Source organism: Mycobacterium sp. Dal123C01 (genome assembly GCF_052566995.1).
The window spans coordinates 1,779,456-1,792,827 of record NZ_CP199580.1 but is presented as its reverse complement, the minus strand read 5'-3'; the positions used below and the strand labels follow the sequence as shown (position 1 = coordinate 1,792,827).

General features: G+C 66.2%; 14 protein-coding genes. 5 read left to right on the top strand and 9 right to left on the bottom strand.

Features of this window, described 5'->3' with window-relative positions; genetic code table 11:
- Window positions 1-20 precede the first annotated feature (20 nt).
- The 4 genes from ACTXG5_RS08495 to ACTXG5_RS08480 all read right to left on the bottom strand — a co-directional run bounded on the left by ACTXG5_RS08495 (window position 21) and on the right by ACTXG5_RS08480 (window position 3,950).
- Window positions 21-1,232 (bottom strand): cytochrome P450, encoded by a 1,212-nt coding sequence (locus tag ACTXG5_RS08495; protein WP_445163246.1) that lies wholly within the window; start codon window positions 1,230-1,232, stop codon window positions 21-23.
- An 82-nt stretch (window positions 1,233-1,314) separates the two neighbouring features.
- The gene (locus ACTXG5_RS08490) at window positions 1,315-2,364 is read right to left on the bottom strand and encodes a helix-turn-helix domain-containing protein (protein ID WP_445163245.1); all 1,050 of its coding nucleotides are present in this window, start codon (window positions 2,362-2,364) and stop codon (window positions 1,315-1,317) included.
- A gap of 26 nt (window positions 2,365-2,390) precedes the next feature.
- Window positions 2,391-3,638, bottom strand: coding sequence for a PPE family protein (locus tag ACTXG5_RS08485; RefSeq protein WP_445163244.1), 1,248 nt, complete (start codon window positions 3,636-3,638; stop codon window positions 2,391-2,393).
- A 12-nt stretch (window positions 3,639-3,650) separates the two neighbouring features.
- A complete protein-coding gene (locus ACTXG5_RS08480) occupies window positions 3,651-3,950 on the bottom strand; it encodes a PE family protein (RefSeq protein ID WP_445163243.1) in 300 nt (99 codons plus the stop codon).
- Window positions 3,951-4,450: 500 nt separating this feature from the next.
- Between ACTXG5_RS08480 and ACTXG5_RS08475 the strand changes: the two genes are divergently transcribed.
- The 4 genes from ACTXG5_RS08475 to ACTXG5_RS08460 all read left to right on the top strand — a co-directional run bounded on the left by ACTXG5_RS08475 (window position 4,451) and on the right by ACTXG5_RS08460 (window position 7,603).
- On the top strand, window positions 4,451-5,254 hold the full coding sequence (locus ACTXG5_RS08475) for a helix-turn-helix transcriptional regulator (RefSeq protein WP_445163242.1): 804 nt from the start codon (window positions 4,451-4,453) through the stop codon (window positions 5,252-5,254).
- 70 nt (window positions 5,255-5,324) lie between these two features.
- Complete coding sequence (locus ACTXG5_RS08470; protein ID WP_445163241.1) at window positions 5,325-6,572, top strand: cytochrome P450 family protein; 1,248 nt, start codon at window positions 5,325-5,327, stop codon at window positions 6,570-6,572.
- Window positions 6,573-6,619: 47 nt separating this feature from the next.
- A complete protein-coding gene (locus ACTXG5_RS08465; RefSeq protein WP_445163240.1) occupies window positions 6,620-6,808 on the top strand; it encodes a hypothetical protein in 189 nt (62 codons plus the stop codon).
- A 45-nt stretch (window positions 6,809-6,853) separates the two neighbouring features.
- Window positions 6,854-7,603 (top strand): SIMPL domain-containing protein, encoded by a 750-nt coding sequence (locus ACTXG5_RS08460; RefSeq protein ID WP_445163239.1) that lies wholly within the window; start codon window positions 6,854-6,856, stop codon window positions 7,601-7,603.
- 9 nt (window positions 7,604-7,612) lie between these two features.
- On the opposite strand, the gene hpt is transcribed toward ACTXG5_RS08460, so the two are convergent.
- From hpt to dacB, 4 genes are read right to left on the bottom strand one after another with little or no spacing between them, the layout of a single operon-like run.
- Complete coding sequence (gene hpt, locus ACTXG5_RS08455; protein WP_445163238.1) at window positions 7,613-8,266, bottom strand: hypoxanthine phosphoribosyltransferase; 654 nt, start codon at window positions 8,264-8,266, stop codon at window positions 7,613-7,615.
- Window positions 8,267-8,278: 12 nt separating this feature from the next.
- The gene (tilS, locus tag ACTXG5_RS08450; protein WP_445163237.1) at window positions 8,279-9,238 is read right to left on the bottom strand and encodes a tRNA lysidine(34) synthetase TilS; all 960 of its coding nucleotides are present in this window, start codon (window positions 9,236-9,238) and stop codon (window positions 8,279-8,281) included.
- The gene (locus ACTXG5_RS08445) at window positions 9,217-10,263 is read right to left on the bottom strand and encodes a zinc-dependent metalloprotease (protein WP_445163236.1); all 1,047 of its coding nucleotides are present in this window, start codon (window positions 10,261-10,263) and stop codon (window positions 9,217-9,219) included. Before ACTXG5_RS08445 ends, tilS begins: the two co-directional genes overlap by 22 nt.
- The gene (dacB, locus tag ACTXG5_RS08440) at window positions 10,260-11,645 is read right to left on the bottom strand and encodes a D-alanyl-D-alanine carboxypeptidase/D-alanyl-D-alanine endopeptidase (RefSeq protein ID WP_445164321.1); all 1,386 of its coding nucleotides are present in this window, start codon (window positions 11,643-11,645) and stop codon (window positions 10,260-10,262) included. The genes ACTXG5_RS08445 and dacB overlap by 4 nt, the downstream gene beginning before the upstream one ends.
- A 126-nt stretch (window positions 11,646-11,771) precedes the next feature.
- On the opposite strand from dacB, the gene ACTXG5_RS08435 reads away from it, so the two are divergent.
- Window positions 11,772-12,260, top strand: coding sequence for an inorganic diphosphatase (locus tag ACTXG5_RS08435; RefSeq protein ID WP_445163235.1), 489 nt, complete (start codon window positions 11,772-11,774; stop codon window positions 12,258-12,260).
- A gap of 13 nt (window positions 12,261-12,273) precedes the next feature.
- Here ACTXG5_RS08435 and ACTXG5_RS08430 read toward each other — a convergent pair whose 3' ends face one another.
- Window positions 12,274-13,347, bottom strand: coding sequence for a DUF475 domain-containing protein (locus tag ACTXG5_RS08430; protein ID WP_445163234.1), 1,074 nt, complete (start codon window positions 13,345-13,347; stop codon window positions 12,274-12,276).
- Window positions 13,348-13,372 lie beyond the last annotated feature (25 nt).

Here is a 13,372-nt window from a genome sequence, read left to right as displayed (position 1 = left end):
GCTTCAACTCCGCGGCGCTCTCATCGATCGCTACACCCACGAGAGCCCCAGGCCAGCGGCAGCGCCCGCGGACCCCGGACCAGGGCGCCCGTTCGCCATTGCACCTCGTCGGGCGCCACGGCGAGGTGCAGGTCTGGGAACTCGCGCAGCAGACCTCCGAGGACCTCCTGCAGCTCCATTCGGGCCAGCCCCGCACCCGGGCAGTGGTGGGCTCCATGCCCGAATGCGATGTGGCGGTTGGCTGCCCGGTCCAGCCGCAGCTTCTCCGCGTCGGCGAAAACCTCGGGATCACGATTGGCGGCATTGAGCGAGGCCACGACACTCTCCCCCGCGCGCACCATCACACCCGAGAGCTCGACGTCCTCGATCGCGATGCGCGGGAACCCCGCGGACCCAAGGAGCGGGTTGTATCGCAGCAGCTCTTCCACAGCCCCCGTTACCGCCCCGGGGTCAGCCGCCAGCGCTGCCCACTGCCCGGGGTGCGTCAGCAGGGTGTACGTCATGTTGCCGATCTGGCTCATCGTCGTCTCGTGGCCGGCGACGAGAATGCTGATGCCGAGCTCAAGCAGCTCTCCCTCGGACAGACGATCGCCCTCGTCGTGAGCGCAGATGAGCGCGCCGATCAGATCGTCGGTCGGCGTGACTCGGCGTTGCTGCACCATCGCGGCCATATACGCCGTGAGCTCGTCGGTAGCTTCGAGTCGCTGCTGTGGAGTCATCGTGGACATCGACATGATCGCGTCCGATGCCGACCGGAAGATGTGCCGGTCGGCGATGGGCACACCGAGCAGCTCGCAGATGATCGTGAGCGGAAACGGCACCGACACGTGCTCGACAAGGTCCGAACCGGGCCCGGCCGCGCGCAGCCCGGCGAGCAGCTCGGCGGTGAGCTCGACCGCGCGAGGGCGCAACGCTTCTACCCGCCGAGTAGTGAACGCTCTGGCCAGGAGCTTGCGTAGCCGCGTGTGGTCGGGTGGGTCCATGTTCATGATCGAGTCGGACTTCTGCTCGACCTCGGGCCGGACCCGCGGGATCTCGCGCCCGACGACCGCCGCGCGACTGAAACGTGGGTCGTGCAACACCGCGCGGACGTCCGCGTACCGGACCGCGAGCCAAGCCTCCCCGCCATAGGGCAGCACCACGCGAGAGACCGGGCAGCTGCGCCGTAGTTCCTGATAGGTCGGGTCGAGATTCAGTCGATCGGACTCATTGAAGGGGTACTCCCGCGTCACATGATCCTCCGATTAGGCGACGCTAATCAGGGCATTCGGCCTGAGAGGTCGCTATGTCGGATCAGTGGACCAAACCGGACCCTCAGCTGGGCATGGGCTTTCCTGCACAACCTGGCGAAATTTTCTGCGGCTCGGTCGCGGCAGTGGGCCCGGAACCGAGGTGCTCGCGCCGCCAGCCGCCCGGCGTCATCCCGTACTCGCGCCGGAACGCCAGTTCGAACGTCCGGCGTTCGAGGAAGCCGACGGCGGCTGCGACGTCCGATATGCCCCGTCGGGCGTACCTCGGGTCGGACAACATCGCCCGCGCTGCGAGCAACCGCTCCTGGCGGAGGTAAGCACCGGGCGTCGTCCCGATCCGTTCGAACAGGGTGTACGCACGACGGACCGACACGTAGTGCCGCCGGGCCAGCTCCTCAACCCGCAGTTCCGGATCGGCCAGATGGTCTCGCACGTGCGTCAGCATCATGTCGAGCAACACTCTCGCGGAGCCGTCCTCGCCCGACACGGAGGGAGTGACATCCCGTAGCGCCATCACAAGTAAATCAATTGCGGCTTGACCGGCGTCGAGCCGCTGCTCGCAGGTAAGGCGGTCGGCCGCACCGAATAGCTGTTTCAGATAGCTCGACAGCATCTGCATGCCGGGCGCTACGGGATCGATGCCGCGCGCACAGCTTTCGGTGATCTCTGCATTGCGGAGCGCCAGCAGCTCGCGTGAGAAAGTCAGCATCAGGCACTTGGTCTCGGTCGGAGAGACGATCTCCCACGGACTGCGCGCCTCAGTCAACACTCCGGTGCCGACCGCCAGCTCGGCGAGGCGATCACGCTGGTGGACGCTGGTCGCACCGGCGACATGAACAATGAAGATCAGCACGTCCTCTCCGGACGTCTTGGCGGCCATCCGCTCGGTGCGCAGCATCCGATTCGGGCCTCCCGAGTAAGCCTGGGAGAGCGTGACGGCCTGGCCCATCTCCTGCAGCGCTATCCGCCCGCTGAAGTCGGGTCCCGTTCGGAAGTCCACCGGTACGAAGCTCTCACGTGCTATCTGTTCCAGCGTGTCGCCGGAGTACTCGTGAATCTGCACGTTTCCGATCATCCGCTCTCGCGGCGCCGTGCCACCGGCGGTTGTGATCAAGGTCTCGAACGGTCGAGGCCTTCGCGTCACCCTCCCGCCGGGGGGTGAGCGATGATCGTGGGCTTGAAACCGTATCGGGGAGGAGCAAAGTGGGCTGTTGCCACGCTGCGCCCGGCCCCGGTACCCGCCAGCGGCATCCCACCGACGGCGTTAGTCCCCGGTTGTGCCGCCGCGGCAGCACCGAGACCGTTGAGCGTCACGACGGTAGGGTTTGCCGCCGGGGCGGCGGCCGCCCAGGAAGCCGGAACCGACATGCCCCCGACTGACGCCGCCCTGCCCACTGCCCCAGCGGCATTGCCCACCGCCCCCGAAAGCGCGTGCGGCACAGCCTCAACCGCCCTCGCGGCGCCCTCCGCCGCCTGGGCGGCACCCTCGGTAGCGGCCTTGGCGGCCTGAGGTGCGAAGCCCTGCGCGAGCTGCTGGACGTCTCTGAACGAGGTGGTAAACAGACGCGTCGGCGAGACCAATTTGATGAACGCATCGAACGGCGAGCTGGCGTCCAACACCTGCGACCCAGTCAGACCCTCAAAAAGATCACCCAACGGACCGCTCAACTGCAGCCCATCACCATCGGAGTTCATGGCGATTCCACCGAGCGAAAACGCGGGAGTCGACTGGGGATTATTCGTCGACCCGGCCAGCGACGACAACGTTTGGGGCACCGCGTTGAGCCCCTGCGTGTTGGTACCCGCGCTGGTGCCGGTCGCTTGCGCCACCGCAGCGGCCTGGCCTGCGGGCCCCGCAGGGTTGGTCGTGGGCGCCGCAGGTTGGGGCGGCGGTAACGTCGACGCGCTGGCCGACGCACCGGCATAGCCGTACATCGCGGCCGCGTCTTGAGCCCACATCTCGCCGTACTGCACCTCGATAGCCGCAATTGCCGCGGTGTTCTGGCCAAGAAAGTTCGTCGCCAGCAACTCCATCAGCAACGCCCGGTTCGCCGCGATCACCGGCGGTGGCACCGTTTCCGAAAATGCCGCCTCATAGGCACTCGCGGCCGCCGCGGCTTGAGTGGCGGCCTGTTCCGCCTGCCCGGCCGCGCTGCGCAGCCACGCCACCTGAGGCAAGGCTGCCGTCTGCATCGACGATGCGGACGGCCCCTCCCAGGGTCCGTCGGTCAGGCCGGTAATCAGTGCCGCATAGGCGGCCGCCGCGGAATCCAACTCGGTGGCCAGCCCGTCCCAGGCCGCCGCGGCGGCCAGCAACGGCCCCGAGCCGGGACCCGAGTACATCAGCGCGGAGTTGACCTCCGGCGGTAGTTGCGCGAAATCCAGCATCAGCGCTCGCCCCTACCCGACCACAGCGCTGTTAGCGGCCTCGGTGGCCGCATACGAACCGGCGCTGATGCCAAGCATTGCCGCCAACCGCTCTCGGACCGTCGCGGCCTGAACACTGATCTCCTGAAATCGCCGTGCGTGCGAGGCGAACTGCGCAGCGGTCAACAACGACACCACGTCGGCGGCGGCGGGAACCACCCCGGTCGTCGGACCCGCCGCGGCCGAACTCCCCGCCCCCACTGCGGCATTGATGGTCCCCAATTCGTCGGCAGCTACAGCCAATATTTCCGGCTGCGCGATCAGAAAAGACATATCCCCTCCTCAAAAGGCAGTCTAATAAACAGCTTTCAGCTGCCATTCGCAGCACTGAAACAGACGACTCGACACGTTAGGTCAGCGACGTCCGGAAATGACAGCTGCCACGGGGCCTATTCATTACCGCTTAGATGACTGTTCATCGAGCCAATGCGGAGACGTGGCAATATCTGTGGTTCAAATGAAAGTGATTGGAAATCAATATGATTAGAACAAGATATGAACTTTCCCGCGATTGACACGATACCCGCTATCCTTCGCGGCGAGAATAAGTCGATCACCAAACGGCGTTGCCGCGGCCGCCGAGCGTGTGCCCCGGGTACGGACACCGCCGCTGACTTGTGCATAGGCCCCACGCTCGCCGATCGAAGCGTCTCACCGCCCGTCCTGCCGCTGCCAGCTAACTGCTGGTTATGCTGGCCGAAGGAGGTAATCCCGCAGCTTGACGCGACGGAGGGGCCGATGCTGATGCGTGAAACGACGGCGGGTCAACTTCCGTGACCGATGCCTCTGCGCTGGCGCAGTTTCTGCGCGCCCGCCGAAGTCTGGTCCAGCCCGCCGACGTGGGTTTGCCCGCCGGCGGGCGCCGCAGAGTCACCGGGCTGCGCCGGGAGGAAGTGGCAATACTCGCCAACATCAGCACCGACTACTACCTGCGGCTCGAGCAAGGCCGCGAAGAGCATCCGTCGGATCAGGTGCTCGACGCCATCAGCCGGGCGCTGCTGCTGGATAACGACGCGGTGTCATACATGCGAAACCTGATGCGCCATCAGTCAACTGACGGTCGTATTGAGCCGTTGCAGGAGCCACACCCCGCGATCGGAGCCCTGCTCGACAGCTGGCCGCTCACGGTCGGAACCGTAGTTGACTCCGGCCTGACCATCGTTACCGCAAATAAACTCGCCGAAGCGCTGTCACCGCAGCTGGCGGTCGGCGTCAACACGATGAAGGCGGTGTTTCTCGACCCGGAGTCGCGGGACTTCTATCGCAACTGGAAGCCGATGACCGCATGGGCGGTCCGTTTGGTGCGGGCCTTATACGGTCAACGTCCAGACCCCAAGCTGATCGGGCTGGTCGACGAGTTGATCGAGCAAAGCCCCCGGTTTCGCCAGCTGTGGGACCGCCATGATGTCAAACAAGAGGCTGCCGGAATCCTGGGAGTCAACCACCCGCGGGTGGGGACGCTGCATCTCAACTATCAGCAGATGATGCTGCCGGCGACCGGTCACGTGCTGGTGGCCTACTGGGCCGACCCTGGTTCGGCCTCGGAAGCCGGCCTGCGCCGGCTCGGCGAAAGCTGAAACTAGGTGTCGGGCAACCAGGAATCATGCGTCCTGGATAGGTCCCACTCGCTGCCGCACCATTGGTGAGGTGAGCCAGAACGAGTGCCAGCTCGGCGGAGAACCCGCGCCGACGCGGAACTCGCCGCGGCTTGGCCGAGCATTCATCCAGGATCCGCACACCCTGTACCGCCGGCTGAACGCGCAAGCCCCGGCGCATCGCGTCGAGATCTGGGGTGAGGCGCAAGCCTGGCTGGTCACCCGCTACGCGGAGGCGCGCGCGCTATTGGCCGACCCGCGGCTGAGCAAAAGCTGGCAGGGGCTCACCGGGTTCTTTCCACCGGACAAGCACGATACGCACAGGTCGCCGCTCAACAGCCATATGTTGCAGCAGGATCCACCCGATCACACCCGGCTGCGCAAATTGCTCACCAAAGCCTTCACCGCCGGCAGCGTGCGAAAGATGAGGCGTGACATCGTCGGAATCGCCGACGAGTTGCTTGATCGTGTTGCGGTTGCCGCCGCAGACGGCGCCGTGGTCGACCTGATGCAGTCCTACTCGGTTCAGCTGCCGCTGGGAGTCATCGGCAGTCTGCTGGGCGTGTCGTCCGATGATCGCGACCGCTTTCGCCTGCACGTCGAACCACTGCTCACCAGCACCGACCCCGCCGAACTCACGATGGCCGAGAATGCGCTGATCGATCTGTTGACCGCGTTGATCGCGCACAAGCGCGCCATGCCGGCCGACGACCTGCTCAGCGCGTTGGTTCACTCGTCCGACGTGGACGGCGGACTGTCCTTCGACGAGCTGCTGTCGACCGCATACCTGCTGATTCTGGCGGGCTACGAAACCACCGTGAACCTCATCGGCAACGGCGTTTTCGCATTGCTGCACAACCCCTCTCAACTCGCGGCATTGCGAGCCGACCCATCATTGATGCCCTCGGCGGTCGAAGAGTTCCTGCGGTTCGAGAGCCCGCTCAACATGGCCACCATGCGGTTCACCACCGAGGCGGTGCGGGTCGGTGATGTCGAGATACCCGCGGGTCAACTCGTCTTGGTGGCGCTGCTCGGTGCCAACCACGACAGCCGGCAGTTCGACGACCCGGATCGCCTCGACGTGAGCAGGGCCCCCAACCCGCACCTCGCGTTCGGGCACGGCATTCACCACTGCCTCGGCGCAGCGCTGGCACGCCTTGAAGGCGAGATCGCGATCGGCCGACTACTTGCCCGCTTTGAACGAATCACATTGGACCCCAACATTATTCTGCAATACCGAAACAGCACCTTGATGCGCGGACTGACCGCGCTTCCCGTTCGTCTCCGCGAACACCGATGAAGGGAAACAGCAGCCAAAGCGGAGCGGGCACAATGCAACTCCTAGGCATGATCGCAGGATTGACTGTCGCACCGGTCGCAACGCCCGTGCTGATTTGGGCCACGATCGCCGCAAATCTTCCCCTCACGCTGGTGATCGCGCAGCTATTCGCCATGGCGGTGTTTTCAAACTGGTTTTCACGCAAAACAATTCGAGATTGCAACCCGGCCGAAGGCGACAGCGGCACCAGACTTTGAGCAACCCCTGGAGTAGCGAGCCGCCAAACGGCTAGGGTGCCAGGCATGCCGATCGCACGAAGCGCCCCGAGGTTTGTCCGCTGGTCGATCGCTGCGGCCGCAGCCGGCTTCACGATGGCCGCGGTATCGGCGTGTGATTCCCACAATGCCCCCGCGCCGGCGGCAAATCCCCGTCAGGTCACCGTGGTGGGGTCGGGCCAAGTGCAAGGCGTACCCGATACCTTGACCGCCGACGTCGGTATCGAATTCAGCGCACCCGACGTCACCGCCGCGATGAACCAGACCAATGATCGCCAGCTTGCCGTCATCAATGCGCTTGCCGGTGCCGGCCTCGACCGCAAGAACATCAGCACCACCCAGGTGACACTGCAGCCGCAATATAGCAATCCCGAGCCCAACGGCACCGCCTCCATCACGGGCTACCGCGCGACCAACGCCATCCAGATCAGGATCCACCCGACCGATGCCGCGTCCCGAATGCTCGCGCTGGTCGTCAGTACCGGCGGCGACGCGACCCGGATCACGTCGGTCAGCTACTCCATCGCCGATGACTCGCAGCTGGTCAAGGACGCGCGGGCGCGGGCATTCAACGACGCCAAAAACCGTGCCGACCAGTACGCCCAGTTGTCTGGGCTGCGACTGGGCAGGGTGCTCTCCATCTCCGAGGCGTCCGGCAGCTCGCCGACCGCCGGGGTACCGTCGGCGCCGCCGAAAGCCATGGCCACCGCGGTTCCGCTGGAGCCGGGCCAGCAGACGGTGAGCTTCTCGGTGAACGCGGTCTGGGAGTTGGACTAGCTCGGTCGGCTACTGCTCGTAGACCCTGGGGTCCAGCATGCCGATGTACGACAGGTCGCGGTAGCGCTCGTCGTAGTCCAGGCCGTAGCCCACGACGAACTCGTTGGGAATGTCGAAGCCCACATAGGCGATCTCGGCGTTGGCACGCACCGCGTCGGGCTTGCGCAGCAGCGTGCACACCCGCAGCGAGCGGGGATGGCGGGTTTTGAGGTTGCGCAGCAGCCACGACAAGGTCAGGCCGGAGTCGACGACATCCTCGACGATCAGTACGTCGCGATCGTTGATATCGCGGTCCAGGTCCTTGAGGATGCGCACCACACCCGAGGACGACGTCGAGGTGCCGTAGGAGCTGACGGCCATGAATTCGAACTGCGTCGGAACCGGAATCGCGCGAGCCAGGTCGGTGACGAAGATCACCGCACCCTTGAGCACGGTGATCAACAGCAGGTCCTGGCCGGTCTCATCGACCGACTCGCGGTAGTCGATGCCGATTTGCTCGCCAAGCTCGCCGATGCGTGCCTGGATCTGCTTCGTGGTGAGCAGCACGGACTTGATATCCCCCGGGTACAGGTCCACGGGCTGCTCGGGGGTTACCGCCGAGGAGATCTGGGCCACGCCCACAGCGTGCCATGCCGGCGGCCGAACAACCAACGGCGACGACAATTTTGCGGATTCCTACACCGGCTCGCGCCGCAATGTGAGTACGCCATCGCGCCGCCCCGCGATCAGCCGCTCGCCGCGCAAATCGGATCCGACCGCCACGCCGCCCTGTCCACGCCACGTGGTCACCAGCAGGTCCACCCCGCGGATCTGCTTGTCGGTCAGCCCGGTCGCACCGCCCGCCATCAGCCAGCCGCGGATCACCCGCCGGCGCACCGTGTCGGGCAACGTCGCCAGGGCCTGGGCTTGCAGTCCGGAGTCCGCCTTGACCCCGGGCAGCGCCAGGGCCGCGAGACCGTCGATGAACTCGGTGTCCTCCCGCAGTGCCGTCGCGGTTCGGGCCAGTGCTTCGGCCACGCCGCCACCCAGCACGTCCTCGAGCAGCGGCAGCACCTCGAGTCGCAACCGGCTCCGGGTGAAGCGGCGGTCGCTGTTGTGCGGATCCTGCCACGCGGTCAGGCCCAGCTCCCGGCACGCGGCATGGGTCGTGCTCCGCCGGACACCGAGCAACGGCCTGCACCACGGCGGATCGTGTGGCCGCATCCCGGCGATCGAGCGCGCTCCGGAGCCCCGGCCCAACCCGAGCAGCACCGTCTCGGCTTGGTCGTCAAGGGTGTGGGCCAGCAGCACCGGCCCGTGATGGTAGGCACTCAGCGCGGCGTAGCGGGCCGCGCGCGCCGCCGCCTCGGGACCGCCGTCACTGCCGACATGTACGCAAATGACCTGTGCGTCAACGCATCCCAACGTGATGGCTTGGGTGCGCGCGGTTTCGGCGACGGCGGCCGACTCAGACTGCAGGCCGTGGTCCACGATCAGCGCGGTGGTGGGCCGCAGCCGGGCGGCCATGGCAGTGAGCGCCAGCGAGTCCGGCCCGCCCGAGAGCGCCACACACCATTGGTCGGCGGTGTCCAGATAGGCCTTCGCGTACGCCTCGATGGCCGCGCGCAGCTGGCCTACAGGACCCTGTCGATCCATCGCTGGGGCTCTTCGATCTCGGCGGGCAGCGGCAGCGTTTCGGGGCCCGACCAGACGGTGTTGAACCGCTCCATTCCGACCCGGCCCACCACCTGGTCGACGAACGCCTTGCCGCGGGTGTACTGGCTGAGCTTGGCGTCGAGACCCAGCAGGGCGCGCAGCAGGCGCTGCAGCGGCGGTTGCTTACGTTGACGGCGGTCGTCGAATCGACCGCGAATGGTGGCCACCGACGGCACCGCCTTCGGCCCGACGGCATCCATGACGTGCTCGGCGTGCCCCTCCAGCAGCGTGCCAAGCACCAGCAGCTGATCCAGGGCCTTGCGCTGCGGCTCGGACTGAACTGCGCGCACCAGGCCGACAATCCCCGACGCCGAAGCGTCGGACGTGCCCAGACCGCGGTTGCGCACGTACTCGGCCAGCCTGCCGGCCACTTCCCCGATGTCATCGCCGGCGTCGCGGGTCAACAAGCCCAGCGCGTCCGACATGTAGTCGGGCAACCAGCGGTTGGCGGTGAACTGCACCCGGTGGGTCACCTCGTGCAGGCACACCCACAGCCGGAAATCGGCCGGCACCACCCGGAGCTGACGCTCGACGGCGATGACGTTCGGATATACCAGCAGCAGGCAGCCCTTTTTATCGGCGGCGAACGGGTCGTACTGGCCCAGAATCCCGGAAGCCACAAATGCCAGCACGGCGCCCGTCTGCGCACCCGTGAGCCGGCCGGTCAGAAACCCCTGCGGCTCTTCGGTCCCGTTGGTCATCACCCGCATCGAGTCCGCCGCCGCGCGAACCCACTGCGCGCGATCGACGATGCGGGCCGCCGGCACCTCGTCGTTGGTAGCCAGCCCCGTGACGTCGCGTACCAGCGGTTCGGCTTTCGTCGCCGAACTCACCAATTCGTCGATCGCCTGGCTGCGGGTGTAGTCGCTGGTCGGCGGACCGGGCCGGGCCAGCCGAACGCCGACGGTGGCCGCGAATCGCCAGTCGACAGCGCTACCGAGGGTCAAATCCGACGATGCGGTCATGTGCACCCGCAAGTCCACAGCTTGGTGGCCAGGGCGTCCATCACATTGCGTCCATTGGGGCCGGCGGCGTTGGAGATGAACGCGAATGTGAGCACGCGTCCGCTGCGGTCGGTGACGACTCCGACCAACGAGTTGATGGCGGTCAATGAGCCGGTCTTGGCGCGCAACCAGCCGGCCGGTCCTTGGTTGCTGGCCTGGTCGAGAAAGCGGTCGGCCAGCGTCCCGCTGCCGCCGGCAATCGGAAGCAGATCCAGCAGCGCCCGCAACGACGGCTGGTCTGGGCCCGCGGCCGCCTGCACCGTCCCGTCGAGAGTCTTAGCCGTCAAGCGGTCGTCGACCGATAGCCCGCTGGAGTCCACCAGCGCTACGCCGGTGGTGTCGATATGCGCGGTGCTCAACCGGTTGGTCACCGCGTCGACCGCGCCCGGAAAGCTGCGCGGACGGTTGATCGCCGCGGCCACCTCACGCGCGATGCATTCGGCGAGCACATTGTCGGAATGATCCATCATTTCCGAGAGCCGCTGGACCAATGGGGCCGATTGCACCACCGCCAGCTGCCGCGCCCCGGACGGGGCGGAGGCGATGGTCACCGCGGCGGGATCCATGCCGAGTGCCTTGGCCAGCTCCCGGCCCGCGTCCAGCGCCGGAGTCTTGGACCGCCGTGAGTTGACGGTGCTGGGCTGGATACGCCCGGCGTCGATCATCACCGACTCGATCGGCGCGATGTCGCCGTTGTCGATGTCGGAAGGATCCCAGCCCGGCGCCATCGTCTGACCGGTGAACGCCGAGGTGTCCACCTGCACCGCCGTCGGCGTCATGCCGCTGCGATGAACCTGCTCCACCAGGTCGCTGATCCGCGGCGCGCCCCGGTACCAGGTCGGCACGTCGGGGGCTGCTGCCGACAGCGTCGGGTCACCGGCGCCCACCAGCACGATTGGTCCCTGGGCGTTCTGGCTGCCCGCCACCACCCGCGTGCTGATGCGGGCCTGGCGATCCAGCGTCAGCAACGCCGCGGCCGCGGTCAGGACCTTGTTGGTCGAGGCCGGGACCAATGGCACGTCGTCGGCCATCTGCCAGAGTTCTTTTCCGGTGATGGCGTCGGTGATCCGACCCCCGAGCCGGCCCAGATTGGGATCTGCCGCCACCGGCCCCAACACGGCGGCCAGCCCACCAGCCGACGGCGTCTCGGCGGTGTCGGCGACGGGCACGACTCCCGGCTTCACAACCGGTGGCCGCGGAGGCGGTACGGGAACATGCGCGCCGCCAGTGCCGTGTCCACCCGTCGTGAAGAAAGTTGCCGCGGCCACCACGGCGGCGACGAACGCCAGCACGGCCAATCCGATCAGCGCCTGGGTGGATTTCCGCCAGCGAGTACGACCCATCACTCTCCCGACTGTTTGGTCCTATTCTGCCGAATCTGCCGCAACCCGCTCGACTAGGGTGATCCGCGACGCAACCGACCTACCCGCGTCCACCCAGTTTTACTTCTCTTCGAAGGAGCCGAGACAGTGCAATTCGACGTGGTCATTGAGATCCCGAAAGGCCAGCGGAACAAGTACGAGGTCGACCACAAGACGGGGCGGGTGAAGCTGGATCGCTACCTGTACACGTCGATGGTCTACCCGACCGATTACGGGTTCATCGAGGACACCCTCGGCGAAGACGGCGACCCGTTGGACGCCCTGGTGCTGTTGCCGCAGCCACTATTCCCCGGCGTGCTGGTCGAGGCGCGGCCGGTGGCGATGTTCGAGATGACCGACGAGGCCGGCGGCGACGCCAAGGTGTTGTGTGTTCCGGCCGGCGACCACCGGTGGGATCACATCCAGGACATCGGCGACGTGCCGGCCTACGAACTGGACGTCATCAAGCACTTCTTCTCCCAGTACAAGGCGCTGGAGCCGGGCAAGTACGTCAAGACGGCGGACTGGGTGGGCCGCGCCGAAGCCGAAGCCGAGGTGGAGCGCTCCATCGAGCGGTTCAAAGCCGAAGGGCACTAACGCTTCTGGCGGGTCACACGTCGCGCCTGTTGCGCAGGACGCTCCACCCGAACGCCGACCCGATGAAGAGCACGCCCACCGAGGCGGTGGCGACCTCGGGGATCCGATAGTGCTCCTCGATGGACAGCAGCATGATCACCGACAACGCGCCGATCGCCCAGTGCGCACCGTGTTCCAGGTACGCGTATCGGTCCAGCGTCTGTTGCTGGACCAGATAGACCGTGATCGACCGGACGAACATCGAGCCGACCAGCCCGAGACCCAGGGCGATGATGATCGGGTCCGACGTGATCGCGAAGGCGCCGGTGACCCCGTCGAACGAGAAGGCCGCGTCCAGCACCTCGAGGTACAGGAACAACGTCAACCCGGCCTTGCCCGTCGCCAGCGCCGCTGCCGACGTCGTTGGGCCGGCGTCGGCCTCCGATGGTCTGAACGCCTGACTCAAACCGTTGACGATCAGGTACGTCACCAGGCCCAGCAACCCGGCCGTCAGCACCGTCGCACATTCGTCGCTGGAGTGGGTCAACTGCGTGCCTACCAAGACCAGCGCACCGGCGGAGACCACCACCGATACCTCAGCAAGACGACCGATGCGAGCAAATGGGATCTCAAACCATTTGAGCCACTTGATGTCTCGGTCGTAAACGACAAAATCCAGGAACAGCATCAGCAGAAATATTCCGCCGAATGCCGCGATCTGCGGATGGGCCGCCATGACCAGCTTTTCGTAGCTGGGCGAGCCGTCCGCGAATACCAGTGCGCCGTGCGGCGGCGGATTGAGTGCCAAGTCCAGCGCGCGCACCGGGTGGACGCCCGCGGTCGCCCACACGATCAGCAAGGGGAAGACAAGCCGCATGCCGAATACGGCGATCACTATCCCGATCGTCAAAAACATCTGCCGCCAGAACGGGCTCATCCGCTTCAGCACCGCGGCGTTGATGATCGCGTTGTCGAAGGACAACGACACCTCGAGGACGGCCAGGGCTACCAGCAGGAAGAGGGCATTGAGCCCGCCGTGGGCGTATCCGAGCGCCAGCGCCGCCAAGGTAACTAACAGCGAAATCCCGAAGATGCGAAAGGCAGCCATGGATCCTTCCCGACAGCCGCCCACA

What these genes read in the sequence shown, in the direction of transcription:
- ACTXG5_RS08485 (WP_445163244.1), bottom strand. Translation starts at nt 3,638, where the DNA reads ATGCTGGATTTCGCGCAACTACCGCCGGAGGTCAACTCCGCGCTGATG.
- ACTXG5_RS08480 (WP_445163243.1), bottom strand. Translation starts at nt 3,950, where the DNA reads ATGTCTTTTCTGATCGCGCAGCCGGAAATATTGGCTGTAGCTGCCGAC.
- ACTXG5_RS08465 (WP_445163240.1), top strand. Translation starts at nt 6,620, where the DNA reads ATGATCGCAGGATTGACTGTCGCACCGGTCGCAACGCCCGTGCTGATT.
- ACTXG5_RS08460 (WP_445163239.1), top strand. Translation starts at nt 6,854, where the DNA reads ATGCCGATCGCACGAAGCGCCCCGAGGTTTGTCCGCTGGTCGATCGCT.
- tilS (WP_445163237.1), bottom strand. Translation starts at nt 9,238, where the DNA reads ATGGATCGACAGGGTCCTGTAGGCCAGCTGCGCGCGGCCATCGAGGCG.
- ACTXG5_RS08445 (WP_445163236.1), bottom strand. Translation starts at nt 10,263, where the DNA reads ATGACCGCATCGTCGGATTTGACCCTCGGTAGCGCTGTCGACTGGCGA.
- dacB (WP_445164321.1), bottom strand. Translation starts at nt 11,645, where the DNA reads ATGGGTCGTACTCGCTGGCGGAAATCCACCCAGGCGCTGATCGGATTG.
- ACTXG5_RS08430 (WP_445163234.1), bottom strand. Translation starts at nt 13,347, where the DNA reads ATGGCTGCCTTTCGCATCTTCGGGATTTCGCTGTTAGTTACCTTGGCG.